Annotated in this window: 15 protein-coding genes; all 15 read left to right on the forward strand. The window is 42.8% G+C overall.

Features of this window, described 5'->3' with window-relative positions:
- Positions 1-55 precede the first annotated feature (55 nt).
- The 15 genes from rpsO (at position 56) to MKZ26_RS21475 (ending at position 18,505) form a co-directional block, all read left to right on the forward strand.
- Positions 56-325, forward strand: coding sequence for a 30S ribosomal protein S15 (rpsO, locus tag MKZ26_RS21405; RefSeq protein WP_067211137.1), 270 nt, complete (start codon positions 56-58; stop codon positions 323-325).
- A 453-nt stretch (positions 326-778) separates the two neighbouring features.
- The gene (pnp, locus tag MKZ26_RS21410) at positions 779-2,896 is read left to right on the forward strand and encodes a polyribonucleotide nucleotidyltransferase (protein ID WP_340767471.1); all 2,118 of its coding nucleotides are present in this window, start codon (positions 779-781) and stop codon (positions 2,894-2,896) included.
- Between the two features lie 279 nt (positions 2,897-3,175).
- Positions 3,176-4,423 carry a M16 family metallopeptidase gene (locus MKZ26_RS21415; protein ID WP_340767472.1) on the forward strand — a complete coding sequence of 416 codons (1,248 nt, stop codon included), beginning with the start codon at positions 3,176-3,178 and terminating at the stop codon, positions 4,421-4,423.
- Positions 4,424-4,488: 65 nt separating this feature from the next.
- Positions 4,489-4,770, forward strand: a complete 282-nt coding sequence (locus MKZ26_RS21420) for a YlmC/YmxH family sporulation protein (RefSeq protein WP_340767473.1) — start codon at positions 4,489-4,491, stop codon at positions 4,768-4,770.
- Positions 4,760-5,533, forward strand: coding sequence for a dipicolinate synthase (locus MKZ26_RS21425; RefSeq protein ID WP_340767474.1), 774 nt, complete (start codon positions 4,760-4,762; stop codon positions 5,531-5,533). The genes MKZ26_RS21420 and MKZ26_RS21425 overlap by 11 nt, the downstream gene beginning before the upstream one ends.
- Positions 5,534-5,545: 12 nt before the next feature.
- Positions 5,546-6,136 carry a dipicolinate synthase subunit B gene (locus MKZ26_RS21430; RefSeq protein ID WP_067211124.1) on the forward strand — a complete coding sequence of 197 codons (591 nt, stop codon included), beginning with the start codon at positions 5,546-5,548 and terminating at the stop codon, positions 6,134-6,136.
- A 177-nt stretch (positions 6,137-6,313) separates the two neighbouring features.
- On the forward strand, positions 6,314-7,339 hold the full coding sequence (locus tag MKZ26_RS21435) for an aspartate-semialdehyde dehydrogenase (RefSeq protein ID WP_340767475.1): 1,026 nt from the start codon (positions 6,314-6,316) through the stop codon (positions 7,337-7,339).
- A 26-nt stretch (positions 7,340-7,365) separates the two neighbouring features.
- Entirely contained in the window at positions 7,366-8,256 is an 891-nt protein-coding gene (gene dapA / locus MKZ26_RS21440; protein ID WP_067211119.1) for a 4-hydroxy-tetrahydrodipicolinate synthase, read from the forward strand.
- 108 nt (positions 8,257-8,364) lie between these two features.
- Positions 8,365-10,032 carry a ribonuclease J gene (locus MKZ26_RS21445; RefSeq protein WP_067211116.1) on the forward strand — a complete coding sequence of 556 codons (1,668 nt, stop codon included), beginning with the start codon at positions 8,365-8,367 and terminating at the stop codon, positions 10,030-10,032.
- A gap of 209 nt (positions 10,033-10,241) precedes the next feature.
- Positions 10,242-12,575, forward strand: a complete 2,334-nt coding sequence (locus tag MKZ26_RS21450) for an FtsK/SpoIIIE family DNA translocase (protein WP_340767476.1) — start codon at positions 10,242-10,244, stop codon at positions 12,573-12,575.
- Between the two features lie 164 nt (positions 12,576-12,739).
- Entirely contained in the window at positions 12,740-13,468 is a 729-nt protein-coding gene (locus tag MKZ26_RS21455) for a GntR family transcriptional regulator (protein ID WP_340767477.1), read from the forward strand.
- A gap of 48 nt (positions 13,469-13,516) precedes the next feature.
- Complete coding sequence (locus tag MKZ26_RS21460) at positions 13,517-14,587, forward strand: BMP family lipoprotein (protein ID WP_340767478.1); 1,071 nt, start codon at positions 13,517-13,519, stop codon at positions 14,585-14,587.
- Between the two features lie 364 nt (positions 14,588-14,951).
- Positions 14,952-16,508 (forward strand): ABC transporter ATP-binding protein, encoded by a 1,557-nt coding sequence (locus tag MKZ26_RS21465; protein ID WP_067211106.1) that lies wholly within the window; start codon positions 14,952-14,954, stop codon positions 16,506-16,508.
- Positions 16,498-17,544 carry an ABC transporter permease gene (locus MKZ26_RS21470; RefSeq protein ID WP_067211104.1) on the forward strand — a complete coding sequence of 349 codons (1,047 nt, stop codon included), beginning with the start codon at positions 16,498-16,500 and terminating at the stop codon, positions 17,542-17,544. Before MKZ26_RS21465 ends, MKZ26_RS21470 begins: the two co-directional genes overlap by 11 nt.
- Position 17,545: 1 nt before the next feature.
- Positions 17,546-18,505, forward strand: coding sequence for an ABC transporter permease (locus MKZ26_RS21475; RefSeq protein WP_067211102.1), 960 nt, complete (start codon positions 17,546-17,548; stop codon positions 18,503-18,505).
- The last annotated feature ends 69 nt before the right edge of the window (positions 18,506-18,574 follow it).

The following is an 18,574-nucleotide window of genomic DNA, read 5'->3' on the forward strand; positions in this document are numbered from 1 at the left end:
ATCACCAACGCTTGCTCGGGAACCGGGGATATCTTACTATATGGAGGTGAAGAAGATGGCTATCACACAAGAACGTAAAAATGAATTGATCAGTGAATACAAAATTCATGATACTGATACTGGATCAGCAGATGTACAAATCGCTGTCCTTACAGAAGAGATCAATAACCTGACAGAACATTTCCGTCTTCATAAGAAAGACAACCACTCACGTCGTGGTCTTTACAAAATGATCGGAACTCGTAAAAGACTTTTGAGATACTTACGAGACAATGAAGTTCAGCGTTACCGTGATCTTATTGCTAAACTCGGCCTTCGCCGTTAATAAGATGACTACAGAAAGTGGGCCTTGTGCCCGCTTTTTTTTGTGCGTATTTTTAATTGCGTTTAACTTGTTATGACCGCCATGAACTTACTCGTGAAAAACCATGTCAATGCCTTTACTTTGAACATAAAGCACTACGACATGCTTATGCTATCGCAGTGGCGTTGTATTAGTAGGTGGCAGTCTCCCGCCCTAAGACTGGCGGCGAAGCAGATTGCAGGAATTCTTTATGTCCTTTACTTCCGTGTTTCATTTCCTACAAAAAAATCCATAACACCACTAATTTCGCCCATTCTATACTAGAAACCACAATAAAGTGGTATACTGTACAAATGTGCCATGATGACGGTTAATGATGATAAAAACTTGTGTTCACTGAGCGCTATCACTTACACTACTACTAAGTACATACACGTATACAGTCGAGGCTGGGATATGGAGAGGGGTTCAATTATGACCGAGAAAAAAGTTTATACACTTGATTGGGCAGGACGACCGTTGACAATTGAAACGGGACAACTTGCTAAACAGGCTAACGGAGCAGTACTTGTACGCTACGGAGAAACAACAGTACTTTCAACTGCAACATCTTCTAAAAATTCACGAGGATTAGATTTCTTCCCTCTTACAGTGAATTATGAAGAACGCATGTATGCTGTTGGGAAAATTCCAGGTGGTTTCATTAAACGTGAAGGACGTCCATCAGAAAAAGCGGTCTTAACGAGCCGACTAATCGACCGTCCAATCCGTCCTTTATTCGCAGACGGGTTCCGCAATGATGTACAAGTTATTTCACTTGTTATGTCAGTTGATCAAGATTGTTCATCTGAAATGGCAGCAATGCTAGGTTCTTCACTTGCATTGTCGATTTCTGACATTCCTTTCGAAGGACCAATCGCTGGTATTCAAATTGGATTAATCGACGGGAAATTCATCGTTAACCCAACACCGGCACAATTGGAGAAGAGTGAACTTGACCTTGTTGTCGCTGGTACGAAAGATGCGATTAACATGGTTGAAGCAGGCGCACAAGAAGTTGCGGAAGATATCATTCTTGAAGCAATTATGTTCGGACACGGTGAAATCATTAAACTGATTGAATTCCAAGAAAAAATCATTGCTGAAGTCGGCAAAGCGAAAACGGAAGTTGCACTATTCACATTGGATGAAACAATTATGTCCGATATTAAAAATAGCTGTGAAACCGATCTTGTTAATGCAATCCAAACTGTTGAGAAGCATGCGCGTGAAGATGCTATCAATGCAGTGAAAAACGAAGTAATCGAACGCTACAAAGAAAACGAAGCGGACGATGCGACGATGAAACAAGTAAAAGGCGTTTTGGATCATATGGTTAAAGAAGAAGTACGTCGTCTTATTACGGATGAAAAAATCCGTCCTGATGGCCGTGGCCTTGACGAAATTCGTCCACTTGCATCTGAAGTAGGCATCTTGCCACGTACGCACGGTTCAGGTCTCTTTACTCGCGGACAAACGCAAGCGCTTAGTGTTTGTACACTTGGAGCCCTTGGTGAAGTACAAATCATCGATGGTCTTGGTCTTGAAGAAACAAAACGTTTCATGCATCATTATAACTTCCCGAACTTCAGTGTTGGCGAAACGGGTCCAATCCGGGGACCAGGCCGTCGTGAAATTGGGCACGGTGCACTTGGGGAACGCGCACTTTCAGCGGTTATCCCGAATGATACTGATTTCCCATACACAATTCGTCTAGTAGCTGAAGTACTCGAGTCAAACGGTTCATCATCACAAGCATCGATCTGTGCGTCAACAATGGCCATGTTAGATGCGGGTGTTCCACTTAAAGCTCCAGTTGCGGGTATCGCAATGGGGCTTGTGAAAAAAGGGGACAACTACTCTGTTCTTTCCGATATTCAAGGGATGGAAGATCATCTTGGCGATATGGACTTCAAAGTAGCAGGAACTGACAAAGGAATCACTGCGCTTCAAATGGATATTAAAATCGATGGTCTTTCACGTGAAATCTTGGAAGAAGCATTGACACAAGCAAAAGTAGGTCGCTTGAAAATTTTAAACCATATGATCACAGCAATTTCAGGCCCGCGTGAAGAGCTTTCAGAATATGCTCCGAAAATTATCGTCATCAAAATCAATCCAGACAAGATTCGTGACGTAATTGGGCCAGGCGGAAAAGTCATCAACAAGATCATCGAAGAGACGAATGTTAAAATCGATACTGAGCAAGATGGTACGATTTATATCTCTTCTCCAAACAATGAAATGAATACCAAAGCGAAAGCGATGATTGAGAATATCGTTCGCGAAGCAAAAGTTGGCGAATACTATATGGCGAAAGTGAAACGCATTGAGAAATTCGGTGCCTTCCTTGAACTATTCCCAGGTAAAGACGGACTGCTCCATGTTTCTGAAATTGCAGAAGAGCGGACTAAAGTGGTTGAAGATGTCTTGAAAATGGGCGATGAAATGTTCGTGAAAGTAACTGAAGTTGATAACCAAGGACGTGTTAACTTGTCTAGAAAAATTGTCATTCTTGAAGAAAAAGAAGCAGCTGAAAAAGCGAATAGCTGAATCGACATACAGCACTAGAATGGAAAGCCCCTCTTCAAGTGAAGATGAGGGGCTTTTTCTTCATTGTCCAGTCTCCAGCGGCCAAACACTCGGGTCTTAAGTCAATCGGGAGGGATTGAACTGCATCCCTCCTTGTTGTCGCAGGACGGGGCGACTTTAGACTGCCTTTCTCTTGTGGCGAACTTAAGCTGAGTTCTCTAACTCGGTCCGCTTGCGCTTTTCTTCATCCATCAAATATACTATAAAAATAGAATAGAGTTTAAAAGGGGGATTCCAAGAATGATAGAAACACATGTATGCCGAAATGGCGTCAGAATCGTCCATGAAAAAATGCCGCATGTACGCTCGGTAGCACTAGGGATATGGGTAGGTGCAGGTTCAGGAGACGAGAAGGAATCAGAAGCTGGAATCGCTCATTTTATTGAACATATGCTCTTTAAAGGAACACCATCGCGAAGTGCGCGAACGATAGCAGAGGAATTTGACCGAATTGGGGGAGACGTAAACGCCTTCACATCGAAAGAGATGACTTGTTATTACACGACGGTACTCGGACACCAAGCGCCTCGCGCGCTATCCATCTTAACGGATATGTTTTTCAATTCGACGTTTGATGAAGCAGAAATTGAGAAAGAAAAGTCGATTGTCCTTGATGAAATTGCAGCAGTCGAAGATGCACCGGATGATGATGTAGATGAACGGTTATGGAGCGTTATGTTTCCAGAACAACCGATTGGTAAACCAGTTCTTGGTGATGAATCGACAATCAATACGTTCAACCGCAAAATGATAGATGACTTCATGGGACGCACGTATACGCCTGATCAAGTTGTTATTTCCGTAGCGGGCAACTATGACAATCGATTAATACAGCTGATTGAAGTTCAATTCGGTTCATTCAAAAAGGACGAGAAGATTGAACAGGCGACACCAGTAGCGTTACCTGAATTCCACGGCGGTATTACGCTGAAAGAAAAAGATATTGAACAAGCCCATATCTGTCTTGGCTTTACAGGACTTACTGTAGACGATAAACGAATTCCAGAGTTAATTGTGTTGGATAGCATAATAGGCGGCTCGATGTCCTCGCGACTATTTCAGGAAGTCCGTGAAGAACGTGGTTTGGCCTACTCAATTCATTCCTATTTCTCGGCGTATAAAACGACGGGGGCATTTATGATATATGGCGGAACTTCTCCTGAGAATCTCAGGGAATTATCCGATACGATTAATGAAGTAATTCAATCGATATTGACAGAAGGCGTTACAGAAAACGAATTGCATAATGCGAAAGAGCAGTTAAAAGGCGGGTTCCTGCTAGGTCTTGAAAGTTCAGAAGCAAGGATGCACCGCAACGGTAAAAATGAACTCATTTTGGAGGAGCATAAATCAGTCGATGAAGTCGTAGCTCTTATCGATAATATCGAATTAAATCAGGTTTATAGAATGGCAAACGACATCTTTAGTGGGCAACGGGCAACATCCATCATCGCCCCAAAGGATGTTCTAAAAGAATTTAATAGATGATTGCTAGCGTTAGTCAGTTTTCCCGTGCTCATCTCATATGATGGATGGAGACGAAGGAAAGGGGAATGACGATGCTACTTTCAGAACTTGCTCAGAAGGAGCTTATTCAAGTTGAGGACGGGGTCCGCTATGGTTATTTGGCGGATACCGACCTTATTTTTAACGGGAGAACAGGGGATATTATCGGATTTGAAATTAAAAAGAAGTTCGGTCGATTTTCATTCAAGAACCGTCAAGAACCTTCGGATGAATTCATACCTTGGCACGAAATTGTCTTGATTGGAGAACATCGTATTCTATTCGGAAAAACGCATAGTATGGATGAGTTGGCTAGCGATGAAAGATAATAACTGGCTCTTCATAGGGACGGACAGCAGATTGGCGGCTTGCAGCGACATCATGTTTGAAAGAGGATTTGCCACTCAACACATTGGAACCGATCATTATTCGGATGAACTTGGTGAAGTGATTGCGAACAATTCGCCAAGGCAAATTGTTTTCCCGATTTTACAAATGAAAAACGAAATTCCTCCTTTATTGCTAGAAGAGGGAACGGAACTCTATACAGGAGTCGCCTCGGAACCATGGCTGAAGCCTCTAAGAGAGGCAGGATTGTCACTCCATTGCTATCTAAAAGAAGAGCAATTCATCTGGCAAAATGCGAAGCTGACTGCCGAGGGATTCATCCATGAATACTATGCGCGCACAAAACGGTGTATTTCAGGGACTCCTTTCTCCGTGGCGGGTTTCGGCAAGGTTGGTAAGGCGACAGCACATGCATTGGCATCTTTAGGGGCTGTTGTGACTGTCGTTGCTAGGTCTGAAGCTCAGATTGGTGAAGCTTGTTACCACGGATATAAGACGGAGCAGTTAACGGACGATTGGGCAATGAAAGAAGGAATGCTGATTAACACGATTCCCGCAAAATGGCTTGTGGCTACTGAGAACCCCAGACTGCACATTTATGACCTTGCGTCAGCCCCGGGCTGCCTAAAGGCGCAACTTTCATCTGAATACTATACAGTACTCCTCGGATTACCGGGAAAACACTTTCCTGTAGATGCAGCAATCGCTTTGGCGGATGCGCTCGAGAGAATGTATAGAAGATGAAAGGGGAACACGATGCTAAAGGGAAAGAGGATAGGCCTTGGGATTACGGCGTCACATTGTACGTATGAGGAAATTATACCAGTCATTGATTCGCTAAAAGACGCGGGAGCAACCGTTGTGCCCGTTATCACTCACTCTGTTTTGACAGCCGCAACGCGTTTCGGAACTGGGGAAGAATGGATTGCACGAATTGAAGCCGCAACGGGTGAAAAAGTTATCTCTACAATTGTAGGAGCTGAACCATTCGGACCGAAAACTCCTGTCGATTGTATGGTTATCGCACCGATGACTGGGAATTCCATGAGCAGATTTGCTAACGCGGCAACAGATTCACCTGTCTTAATGGCTGCAAAAGCTACGTTACGGAATGAAAGTCCAGTACTTATAGGTATTTCAACAAACGATGCACTTGGCTTAAACGCAATGAACCTCATGAAGCTACTCAATATGAAAAATGTGTTTTTCATCCCTTTTGGGCAAGATGATCCAGTAAAAAAACCAAATTCACTTATCTCCGATTTCACGCTTATGGTACCTGCTACAGCTGCAGCTCTTGAAAAAAGACAACTTCAACCGTTATTAATTATTCATGACAAAAAATAAAAATACAGAGCAGAATAATCGGATATATGATATAATTCCTCCAATGAACTGCTAACGATGTAAGGGACAGAAGTATTTATGTTAATCATGCTGTTTTTTGTAGCAATTTGGAAAACAGTATAAAAAATGCATGTCCTGATTATTTATGCATCCGTATAAGCTGAAAGGGAGATAGAGATGAAAAAGGTTAATGTTGCAATAGTCGGTGCTACGGGAGCTGTGGGTACAAAAATTCTTGAAAAATTACTTGAACGTAATTTTCCAGTCCAATCAATTAAGCTGCTAGCCTCTAAGCGATCTGCAGGTGCAGAAATTACGGCAGGTGGCCATAAATATATTGTTGAAGAAACGGTTCCAGAATCATTCGAAGGCATTGACATCGCATTTTTCAGTGCGGGCGGATCTATTTCAGAAAAGTTTGCACATGAAGCAGTAAAAAGAGGAGCGGTCGTCATTGATAATACGAGCGCATTCCGGATGATAGAAGACATTCCGTTAGTTGTTCCTGAAGTGAACGCGGGAGCTTTAAGCGGACATACAGGAATCATTGCCAATCCAAACTGTTCGACGATTCAAATGGTGACTGCGCTGCAACCGATTCGTGAGAAGTTTGGATTGGATCGAATTATTGTTTCAACGTATCAGGCAGTATCAGGTGCCGGTTCTGAAGCAATTGAAGAGTTGGAAAGTCAAAGTTTGCAGTTTGAAAACCGCTCGAAAATAGAAGCAGCTATTTTACCATCTGCTTCAGCAGAACGGCATTATCCAATCGCATTCAATGCGATTCCTCAAATTGATGCCTTCGATGCTTCAGGATATACACTTGAAGAGCTCAAAATGATGAATGAAACCAAAAAAATATTTGGTGATCAGAAATTGTCCGTGTCGGCGACATGTGTACGTCTACCTGTCGTAACAGGGCATTCTGAGTCGGTTTATATTGAAATTGGTAAAGAGGGAGTTTCTGTAGAAGAACTTCACGCTCTACTTGAAAATGCACCAGGCGTCGTCGTCCAAGACGATCCATCTAAACAATTGTATCCGATGCCATTATTTGCAGAAGGAAAAGACGAAGTGTTTGTGGGCCGTGTAAGAAAAGACCCAGAACACCCGGCTGGATTCCATCTGTGGATTGTATCGGACAATCTCCTAAAAGGGGCGGCACTTAATTCGGTGCAAATCGCAGAAACTCTGCTTAACTAATAAAACAAAGTAAAGGGCTGATAACAATGGAGCTTGGACGCGTATCGACTGCAATGGTCACCCCTTTTTCATCAACGGGAGACATTGACTACGACAAAACTGCCAAACTGATTGAACACCTGATTGCGAATGGGAGTGATTCATTGGTCGTATGTGGTACGACTGGTGAATCTCCTACGCTTTCCGTAGAAGAGAAGGAAGCACTTTTTACGTTCACGATAAAAGAAGTAAACAAGCGCATACCAGTCATCGCGGGGACTGGTACGTTTTCTACAAAGGAAACCGTCAAGCTTACACGGATGGCGGAACGAGTTGGGGCTGACGGTATTATGCTCGTTGCACCTTACTACAACAAACCTGATCAAAAAGGAATGTACGCCCACTTCGCGCATGTCGCAGGTGAAACTAGCCTACCAGTGATGTTGTATAATATTCCGGGGCGCTCAGCTGTCAACATGCTTCCTGAAACGCTCATCGCTTTATCGAAAATAACAAATATTCGAGCAGTAAAAGAAGCGAGTGGAAACCTGGAGCAGATGGTGGACATTATTTCAGGGACGGATCAGGGGTTTTCAGTTTATAGCGGGGACGACTCATTGGCATTACCGACCTTGGCGATAGGGGGAAAAGGTATTGTGTCGGTCGCTTCCCACGTTGCAGGCAATGAAATGCAGCAGATGATTGCTGCCTTCAAAGATGGACGGACAGAACAAGCTGGGGCGATGCACAGAGCGTTGCTACCTTTATTCCGTGCAATTTTTACCGCTCCCAACCCAGTGATGGTGAAATACGCGCTAGAAAAACTGGGTGTTGAAACTGGGGGAGTTAGATTGCCGTTGGTCGCGCTCGAAGGCAATGATGAACCCTTTGATAACGTCTGGAAAAACTATAGAAAAAACCTTCATATTTTCAATTAATCGGAGCCGGTATCAATTACCGGCTTTTTTTGTTTGTACAGATAGCTTCAGTCCCGTATAATGAAATATAGTCGTTATGGACGGGAATTATTAATAGGAGGAAACAAAGTGACAAAAACAAAAAATGAACTAATTAGAATCATTCCACTCGGTGGAGTTGGAGAAATCGGGAAAGCAATGTACGTGGTCGAAGTTGATGACGAACTGTTTATCGTTGACGCGGGGCTTATGTTCCCTGAAGGAGAAATGCTTGGAATTGACATCGTCATTCCAGATATAAGTTATATTGAAGAAAACAAAGACCGTGTAAAAGGGATTTTCCTGACGCACGGTCACGAAGATGCAATCGGCTCGATTTCCTATCTTTTGCAAAAAGTACAAGCACCTGTCTATGGTTCTAAATTGACAATCGCATTGGCGAAAGAACATTTGAAAGAAATGCCGGCACCCTCGAACGTTAAGTTTTTTGAAGTGACGAACAAAAGCCGAATGAATTTTAAAGGTACGTACGTAACATTCTTCCATACGACACACAGCATACCAGATTCACTCGGAATCGTATTCCATACAAGTGAAGGGGCAATTGTCCATACTGGAGAATTCAAATTCGATCAGTCTGCTAAAGGGAAGTACCGTCCCGACATTGCGAAAATGGCGGCACTTGGTGAAGAAGGTGTCTTCATCCTAATGTCGGATTCTTCCGAGGCAGAGCGTCCCGGTTATACGACATCTGAGTCAGTTATCGAAAAAAGTCTATCTAAAACGTTCCACGGAGCGGAAGGTAGAATTCTTGTCGCGCTTTATGCGTCGAATTTTATCCGTATTCAGCAAGTATTCGATACGGCATTGGAAACAGGTAAAAAGGTGGCAGTCGTTGGGAAGAGTCTAGAAAGTTACTTCGAAGTCGGCATGAAACTTGGTTATTTAACGATTGAAGATGACATTGTCATCCCAGTTAAAGAAATCGAGAAGTATGATGATGATAGAGTTGTTATTATCGTGACAGGTAACCAAGGCGAGCCGCTTGATGCGCTTGAGAAAATTGTCCGTAAACAGCATAGAGACTTACGTATCAAAGAAACAGATACAGTTCTTATTACGTTTACACCATCTCCTGGGATGGAAGTTTCGATGTTCCAGACAATGAATGATCTTGCAAAAGCTGGTGCAAATGTTCTTACTTCAAGTAAGAATGTCCACGTTTCGGGGCATGGTAGTTCGGAAGATTTGAAATTGATGCTGAACTTAATGCAACCTAGCTATTTCGTTCCAATTCAAGGCGAGTATCGGATGCTTATTGCGCATTCCAAACTTGCACAGGAGACAGGACTTCAGAAATCACAAATATTTATTGCAGATAAAGGCGACATTGTCGAATATAAAAACAATAAGATGCGCATGAGTGGACGAGTTCAAGCAGGTAATATTCTGATTGACGGAATTGGGGTAGGGGACGTTGGAAATATCGTACTCCGTGATCGTAAACTACTTTCACAGGATGGGATCTTTACAGTTGTTGTCACACTAAACCGTAAACAGAAACGCATCGCTGCAGGACCGGAAATCGTCTCTCGTGGATTCGTCTATGTACGTGAATCCGAAGAGCTTCTTGAAGAGTCTGCAAATCTTGTCAGAAAAATTGTTGAGAAGTATGTGAATAAAGAGACGTTCGAATGGACAAACATTAAACAAGAGATACGCGATACACTTAGTTCGTATCTGTATCAGCAAACGAAAAGAAGACCAATGATTATTCCTATAATTATGGAATACTAATACAACAACTATATTTATTGAACATATGAATACTTTCACACCTGTATAAACTGAGCAAAGGCGCCTTATAAGGTATCCCTGAGCGCGGAAACGGGTAGAAGGAAATCTTTATTTCAAAGTATATAGAATCGATAATAATGCTACAAAGGGTTTCCTTGCCGTCTGACCGGCGGGAAACCCTTTTTTTGAAAAGGAGGTACCATAAATACATGGCTAGAAAATCAAGTAAGAAGAAAAAGAAATCAACCGCGCCGAAAAAGAAGTCATCCGATTTGCATCCGTTGATCTATGAAGTGATGGGCCTGGTGATGATTGGTCTTGCCATCATCATTATATTTGAATTCGGGATTGCTGGGAGAGGCCTCTCTTCTTTGTCTAGATTTATTTTCGGTAACTGGCATGTTGCGATCCCACTCTTGCTCATTGTTCAGGCACTTATGTTCATGATAAAACAGAAGGTAGGCGGTTGGAGAAACCGTGTTGTAGGAGGATGTTTATTCATTCTGGCAAGTTTTGTTCTGTTTAGTCATGTCCATTTGTTCAAGGAACTGTATGAAAGCCGTGTTCTTATGTCGAATTCGGCGCTTAAAGAAACATGGAAAGTACTTATCACGAATGATGGCATCACGTCGAGGAGTGGAGCGCTCGGGGGAGGAATGACGGGGGCAATTCTATTTGCCATGTTCTACTCGTTGTTTGACTCAGCTGGGGCAACAGTTGCAGGTATTTTATTGTTTTTAATCGGTGTTGTTCTCTTAACCGGCAAAGCGCTTGTTCCATATGCAGCCGAACATTTCCCGAAACTACTTAAATCGATGAAAGATTCAATTCCCAAAAAAGGATCAGCAGTTAAAAAATCTTCGAGCGAATCAAGAACGACTCGCTCGAAGAGAAAAGCTAATACAGCTGATGAACAAGCTGTACAAAATCTACCTCCGCTCCAACCGGAAATCGAAGAGGTTGTATCACAACCAATCATTTCGGCCTTTAGTGAAAGGAGAGATAAGCCTGTTGAGGACGAGCAGGCGGCAGTTGTAGAAGAAGGGCAACTACAAGAACAACAGGAAGTTGCCGTAGAAGTCAATGCTTATACAGGTGTCACAGGAGAAGAGGAGAATGAATCTTACATCTTGCCTCCACCGTCATTACTGAAACAAACGCCCATTATCGATCAATCGGAAGAGTACAATTCGATTCAGGCGAATGCGCAAAAACTTGAACGAACTTTCCTTAGTTTCGGCGTGAAAGCGAAGGTTACTGAGGTGCATCTTGGACCGGCTGTCACGAAGTATGAAGTGTTACCGGATACGGGCGTCAAAGTAAGCCGTATCGTGAGCCTCGCTGACGACATAGCACTTGCACTAGCAGCAAGTGGAATTCGTATCGAAGCCCCGATTCCAGGGAAGTCTGCAATCGGTATCGAAGTCCCAAACAGTTCAGTTGCAGTTGTCAGTCTTCGGGAAGTCATTGAAGCAAAAGAGAATAATCGTCCTGATTCAAAATTAATGATTTCACTAGGGCGTGACGTAACAGGACAGGCGATGCTGGCAGAATTGAATAAGATGCCGCACGTTCTGATTGCCGGTTCAACAGGTAGTGGTAAAAGTGTATGTATCAACGGCATTATTGTCAGTATCTTAATGCGTGCAAAACCGCATGAAGTGAAAATGATGATGATCGATCCTAAAATGGTTGAGCTCAATGTCTATAACGGTGTTCCACACTTGCTTGCCCCGGTCGTCACGGATCCACGGAAAGCATCTCAAGCACTGAAGAAAGTTGTTTCTGAAATGGAAAGACGTTACGAATTGTTTTCTCACACAGGAACTAGAAATATTGAAGGATACAATGAACATATCGAAGTCTGGAACGAAGAGAATGAGGAAAAGCATCCACGCATGCCGTACATCGTCGTTATTGTGGATGAGCTCGCGGACCTCATGATGGTCGCCTCCAGCGATGTGGAAGATTCAATCACACGGCTCGCACAAATGGCCCGTGCTGCTGGGATTCACTTGATCATTGCGACACAACGACCGAGTGTTGACGTTATAACAGGCATCATAAAAGCGAACATCCCATCTAGGATTGCATTTGCAGTGTCATCGTCAATCGATTCAAGAACAATTTTGGATGGCGGCGGTGCGGAAAAACTACTTGGTAGGGGGGACATGCTGTTCCTTCCGGCGGGTGTCGCAAAACCGGTCCGGATTCAAGGGGCGTTCGTGACGGATGCAGAAGTTGAGGCAGTTGTCGAATTTGTTATTGAGCAGCAGAAAGCTCAATATCAAGAAGAAATGATTCCAACAGAAATAGAAGAAGTAGCACCACATGAAGAAACGGATGACTATTACGATGAAGCAGTTCAACTTGTGACGGACATGCAGACAGCTTCCGTCTCCTTATTGCAGCGTCGTTTCAGGGTCGGCTATTCGAGAGCCGCACGCATTGTAGATCAGATGGAGATGCGGGGGATTGTAGGACCACCTGAAGGCAGTAAACCGCGTCAAGTGCTAATGAGTAAGGAAGAAACGGATATTTAATCCTGAAAAGAATGGCAGAATAGGTATATTTGAGCACATCAAAAGAACACATTGATAATATTTTTCGAAGTATTGTTTATTTTATATGACGAAAGTGATATAGTATGGATGATTAGTAGTGACGTTTAACATCAGAGGTCTGACCTCGTTGAGGGGGAGATGTAATGATGGTAAAGGCGGACCAAAGGCATCTATATGTCCAGGTGATTGAACGTCTGAAAAAGGACATTGAATCGGGAATATTCAAAGAGAATGAGCGGTTCCCTTCGGAGTTTGAACTTGCTCGTACGTTGGGTGTCAGCCGTGCAACACTCCGTGAAGCACTTCGTGTATTAGAGGAGGATAAAGTCATTGTCCGTAAACATGGTGTTGGAACATTCGTTAAGCCAAAACCATTGTTTTCATCGGGCATTGAAAACTTATCCAGCGTTTCTTCTATGATTCGTGATGCGGGGATGGAGCCGGGAACGATTTTTATGGACGTTTTAGAGACGATACCATGTGAAGAAAGTATCGCAAAGTTCGGATGTAGTGAAGATGAGCGTCTAGTTACAATTAAAAGAGTAAGGACTGCGGACGGCGACCCGGTCGTCTATTGTATTGATAAGGTTCTTTCAAAAAATCTTTCGTCTGGAACGGACGAGTTATTGAATAATTCCCTATTCGACGCAATCGAAAAGTCAGGTACAATCCGTATTGTTCAAGCTGTGGCGCACATTGAACCTGTTGGATACGATGATGAAGCATCGTCCATCCTGAGGTGTGGGATTGACGTTCCACTCCTTGTCCTCCGGCAACATCATTACAGTGAGGAAGGCGAAATGGTCCTCTACTCGAAAAATTATTTTCGAGCTGATAAATTCAGCTTCCACGTAGTACGCAAAAGGGTATAAGACGTTAATACGTCCTACTAATATGAAGAAAACAAGGGGGTTCCAACAATGGGCAAACGTAAATTTGGTTTAGCTTTATCGATGGTTCTAGCTGCAAGCACACTACTTGGTGCATGCGGAACGGATAAAGCGAAAGACAAAGAAGGTTCTACAAACGGTTCGAAAGAAGATACTTTTTCAATCGCAATGGTAACTGATACAGGCGGTGTTGACGACAAATCGTTCAACCAATCTGCTTGGGCAGGAATTAAAGAATACGGCAAAGAGAATAATCTTGAAAAAAAGGATGGTGGATTTGACTATCTACAGTCTAAAGAACCAGCCGATTACGCACCGAACTTAAACAAACTTGTCCAACGTGACTTCGACCTTATTTTCGGGATTGGTTTCCTTATGAAAGATGCAATCGAAGAAATCGCAACACAGCGTACTGACAATCAATTTGCGCTTGTTGACGAAGTTTCTGATCTGCCTAACGTAGCAAGCCTTATGTTCAAAGAGCAAGAAGGTGCATTCCTTGCGGGTGTTGCAGCTGCTCGAATGACAAAATCCGATAAAATCGGTTTTATTGGCGGTATGGAAATTCCCGTTATCGAACGTTTTGAAGCTGGATTCCTTGCAGGTGTTGCTGCAGTGAAACCTGAAATAAAAGTGGATGTACAGTACACAGGCGACTTTGCAAAAGCTGAACTTGGTAAAGCAACAGCAAATCGTATGTACACTTCAGGCGTAGATATTATTTTCCACGCTGCCGGCGGTTCTGGTAATGGTGTATTCTCTGAAGCTAAAGAACGTAAAAAAGCAGATCCAGATGCATATGTATGGGTAATCGGCGTTGACTCTGACCAGTACGATGAAGGTAAAGTAGGCGACGATAACATTACATTGACTTCAATGCTTAAACGTGTTGACATTGCAGTTAAAAACACGGCAGATCTTGCTGCTAAAGGTGAATTCCCTGGCGGTGAAGTAACAACTTTCGGTCTTGCTGACAATGGTATTGCACTTGCTGATTCGCACGGAGCAATTCCACAAGATGTATTAGACGAAGTTGAAAAATTCACTAAGCAAATTGCCGACGGTGAAATCGAAGTTCCAGAATTCAGAGCTAAAAAATAATAAAAGAAATAAGCAATCATGAAGGCCGATTTATTTCGGTCTCCATGATTCTCCTTTAAATTACTAGAAGAAAAGATGCCGTTCGAGGTTTCTTTTCTTCTGTTAATTTAACTTCATTCAGCAATTTTTTGTACTGAAAGCGAAGTGTCAGCAACAGAAGTCTCCCACTTCTATAAATGGCGAGATGAATGCAAACGAAGCCTACAATTCAGTGGGGGTTCAAACCCCTGCTGAATTGTAACCAAAAGCCTCCGACGGATGTCACAGATTTTGCAGAGAGTTAAAAACTCAATTCAAAACTTTGATGCTATCATACCGAGGCGTGATTGATTCTTACATACGCAGACGCGAGGGAGTGAACCTAGTGGAATATGTTATTGAAATGTTAAATATCCGAAAAGAGTTCGGTAATTTTGTTGCGAACGATGATATTACGCTTCAGCTTAAAAAAGGTGAAATCCATGCTTTATTAGGCGAGAACGGGGCAGGGAAATCTACGTTAATGAACGTGCTGTTTGGGCTTTATCAACCTGAAGGTGGAGAGATTCGGGTACGAGGAACAGCGACGGCTATTACAGATCCAAACGTCGCGAACAGGTTGGGTATCGGAATGGTTCACCAACATTTCATGCTTGTTGAAAATCTAACTGTCACTGAAAATATTATTCTGGGTAATGAACCGAAAAAAATGGGCATGATCAACGTTAAAGACGCTGCCAAAAAAGTGGCCGAGATTTCGCAATTATATGGACTTGATGTAGATCCTTATGCAAAGATCGAAGATATATCGGTCGGTATGCAACAGCGGGTAGAAATTTTGAAAACGCTTTATCGTGGAGCAGAAATTCTTATTTTCGATGAACCGACTGCATCTTTGACACCGCAAGAAATCACTGAGTTAATTTCAATTATGAAGAAACTGATTGAAGAAGGAAAATCGATTATCATCATCACACACAAACTTCAGGAAATAATGGATGTCTCCGATCGGGTGACGGTTATCCGCAAAGGTAAAGGGATTGGAACAGTTATTACTTCAGAAACAAATCCGGAAGAGCTAGCAACATTGATGGTAGGTCGTCAAGTAACATTTAAAACGGAAAAAGGGCCGTCCTATCCAGCCGAAGAAGTTCTCCTAGTAGAAAATCTAGTTGTTGAAGATTATCGCGGAATACCGAAAGTGAAAGGGTTAAATCTATCCGTTCGTAAAGGTGAAATCGTAGGAATCGCGGGAATTGACGGCAATGGACAGTCAGAATTGATTGAGGCAATCGCGGGTCTTCGTAAAGTGAAAAGTGGAAAAATTTTCATAGATTCAAAGGATGTAACTGGGAAAAAACCACGTGAAATAACAGAATCCGGTCTCGGTCATATTCCGCAAGACCGTCATAAGCATGGCCTTGTTCTCGATTTCACCGTTGGCTATAACGTGGCTTTGCAAACGTATTACAAAGAACCTTTATCAAAAAAAGGCATTATGAATTATAAACTCGTATCTAAGAAAGCAAAAGAAATCATCGACATGTTTGACGTGCGGACACAAGGTGAGCAAGAGTTAGTCCGTTCGCTTTCAGGCGGTAATCAGCAAAAACTCATAATTGGACGAGAAGTAGATCGTAACCCGGAATTACTGATTGCAGCACTTCCAACACGTGGTCTTGATGTTGGTGCAATTGAATTCATTCATAAAAAGTTAATTGAACAACGTGATAATGGCAAAGCAGTTCTTCTTATTTCATTTGAACTAGATGAGGTCATGAACGTTTCTGACCGTATTGCAGTTATTTACGACGGAGAAATTGTTGATACAGTTATTCCGACCGAAACAACAGAGCAGCAACTCGGCCTACTCATGGCAGGACACTCCAGGGACAAGGGCGCTGTTACGCTGAAAGAAGGTGATGATAACCATGTCGAATAGGTTTGTAAATATACTGGTACCCATCATCTCGATTATTTTGGGATTGTTAGTGGGAGCAGCCGTAATGTGGTTCAGCGGATACGATCCGGTTGCTGGCTATATCGCGTTATGGAATGGAATCTTTGGGGATATGTATTCAATCGGAGAAACAATCAGGCAAATAAGCCCTTATATACTAGCGGGTCTTGCGGTTGCATTTGCATTCCGCTCAGGGCTGTTCAATATTGGGGTCGAAGGACAATTGATTGTTGGCTGGTTTGCAGCGGCATATGTCGGCATGGCATTTGAATTACCGATATTCATCCACTTGCCACTTGCCCTTATTGCGGCAGCAGTAGCAGGAGCGCTGTGGGGATTGATTCCAGGTATTTTAAAAGCAACACTTCATGTACACGAAGTTATTGTAACAATAATGATGAACTACATCGCACTTCATACAGTAAATGCGTTAATAAAAGCAGTTTCTGAAGGTGGATATAAGACAGAGAAAATCCACCAGACGGCGTCGCTACGTTCAGATTTCTTATCTAACTTGACTGATTTCTCAACCTTACATTACGGAATCTTTGTCGCACTGGCAATGGTTGCAGTTATGTGGTTCATTTTGGAGAAAACGAAAACCGGATATGAGCTTAAATCGGTCGGATTTAACGACCATGCATCTCAATATGCGGGAATGAATGTGAAAAAGAACATTATTCTTTCGATGGTTGTTTCTGGCGCTTTCGCAGGGCTTGGAGGAGCGATGGAAGCTCTTGGGACATTTGGGAACATAGTGACACGTAGTGCGTTTACGGGAATTGGGTTTGACGGGATCGCGGTTGCCTTACTAGGTGCTAATACGCCACTAGGTGTTATTTTTGGGGCCTCCCTGTTTGGTTCGTTAAAATATGGAGCCGGGAATATGCCGAATGAGGCAGGGGTACCAGTTGAAATTGTTTCAATTGTAATCGCACTTATCATATTCTTTGTTGCATCGGGCTATATCATCCGAGTTCTTCTTAGCAAGATGAAAAAGAAAAAGGAGGCAAAGTGATATGAGTTTTCTAGAGATAGTATATTTCATCATTCCGTTATCCATTTCATACGCTGCCCCTCTTATTTTCACTGCAATCGGAGGCGTGTTCTCGGAACGTGCAGGTGTAGTTAACATTGGACTTGAAGGACTCATGGTAATGGGTGCTTTTATCGGTATTATATTCAATCTAACTTATGCCGATGCATTTGGTTCTTGGACACCATGGATTGCCTTACTTGTAGCAATGGTTGTTTCCGCAATCTTCTCCATTATGCACGCGGTCGCATCGATTACATTCCGTGCTGACCAAGTAGTATCAGGGGTTGCCATTAACATGCTAGGGATTGCTATTGCTTTGTTCTCTGTAAAAATGATTTTTGACAAAGGACAGACGGATTTCATCCAACAAAGCATTCCGCGTTTCAACGTTCCAATTTTACATGACATTCCGGTTATCGGACCAATGTTTTTCACTGGGATTTATGGTTCATCGATATTGGCAATTGGCCTTGCTTTTTTAGCTTGGTTCATCATTTATAAAACACCATTCGGTCTTCGTCTAAGGTCGGTTGGGGAACACCCGATGGCTGCTGATACAATGGGCATCAACGTAACTAAAATTCGCTATATTGCGGTTATCATTTCAGGTGGTCTTGCTGGTATTGGTGGCGCTATCTATTCTCAAACAATGACGAATGATTTCAGTCATGCGACAATTAACGGACAAGGATTCATGGCACTTGCTGCAATGATCTTTGGTAAATGGCATCCGATTGGTGCAATGGGAGCTGCATTGTTCTTTGGGTTCGCACAAGCACTTGCTATCAGTTCATCAAGCATATCGTACTTGGAAAATGTTCCGGCTGTTTATTTCCACATTTTGCCGTATGCATTAACCATTCTTGCGCTTGCAGGATTCATTGGAAGAGCAAATGCACCAAAAGCGAGTGGACAACCGTATATCAAAGGAAATCGTTAAAAAGTGAAAATGCCCCGATAGTCTGTTACGTTGGACTTAGGGGCATTTTTGGGCCTTCAGCATACGATA

Source organism: Sporosarcina sp. FSL K6-6792, assembly GCF_038004885.1.
Taxonomy (GTDB): domain Bacteria; phylum Bacillota; class Bacilli; order Bacillales_A; family Planococcaceae; genus Sporosarcina; species Sporosarcina psychrophila.

Coding starts and splice junctions, on each gene's coding strand:
- rpsO (WP_067211137.1), top strand. CDS start 56: ATGGCTATCACACAAGAACGTAAAAATGAATTGATCAGTGAATACAAA.
- pnp (WP_340767471.1), top strand. CDS start 779: ATGACCGAGAAAAAAGTTTATACACTTGATTGGGCAGGACGACCGTTG.
- MKZ26_RS21415 (WP_340767472.1), top strand. CDS start 3,176: ATGATAGAAACACATGTATGCCGAAATGGCGTCAGAATCGTCCATGAA.
- MKZ26_RS21420 (WP_340767473.1), top strand. CDS start 4,489: ATGACGATGCTACTTTCAGAACTTGCTCAGAAGGAGCTTATTCAAGTT.
- MKZ26_RS21425 (WP_340767474.1), top strand. CDS start 4,760: ATGAAAGATAATAACTGGCTCTTCATAGGGACGGACAGCAGATTGGCG.
- MKZ26_RS21430 (WP_067211124.1), top strand. CDS start 5,546: ATGCTAAAGGGAAAGAGGATAGGCCTTGGGATTACGGCGTCACATTGT.
- MKZ26_RS21435 (WP_340767475.1), top strand. CDS start 6,314: ATGAAAAAGGTTAATGTTGCAATAGTCGGTGCTACGGGAGCTGTGGGT.
- dapA (WP_067211119.1), top strand. CDS start 7,366: ATGGAGCTTGGACGCGTATCGACTGCAATGGTCACCCCTTTTTCATCA.
- MKZ26_RS21450 (WP_340767476.1), top strand. CDS start 10,242: ATGGCTAGAAAATCAAGTAAGAAGAAAAAGAAATCAACCGCGCCGAAA.
- MKZ26_RS21455 (WP_340767477.1), top strand. CDS start 12,740: ATGATGGTAAAGGCGGACCAAAGGCATCTATATGTCCAGGTGATTGAA.
- MKZ26_RS21460 (WP_340767478.1), top strand. CDS start 13,517: ATGGGCAAACGTAAATTTGGTTTAGCTTTATCGATGGTTCTAGCTGCA.
- MKZ26_RS21470 (WP_067211104.1), top strand. CDS start 16,498: ATGTCGAATAGGTTTGTAAATATACTGGTACCCATCATCTCGATTATT.
- MKZ26_RS21475 (WP_067211102.1), top strand. CDS start 17,546: ATGAGTTTTCTAGAGATAGTATATTTCATCATTCCGTTATCCATTTCA.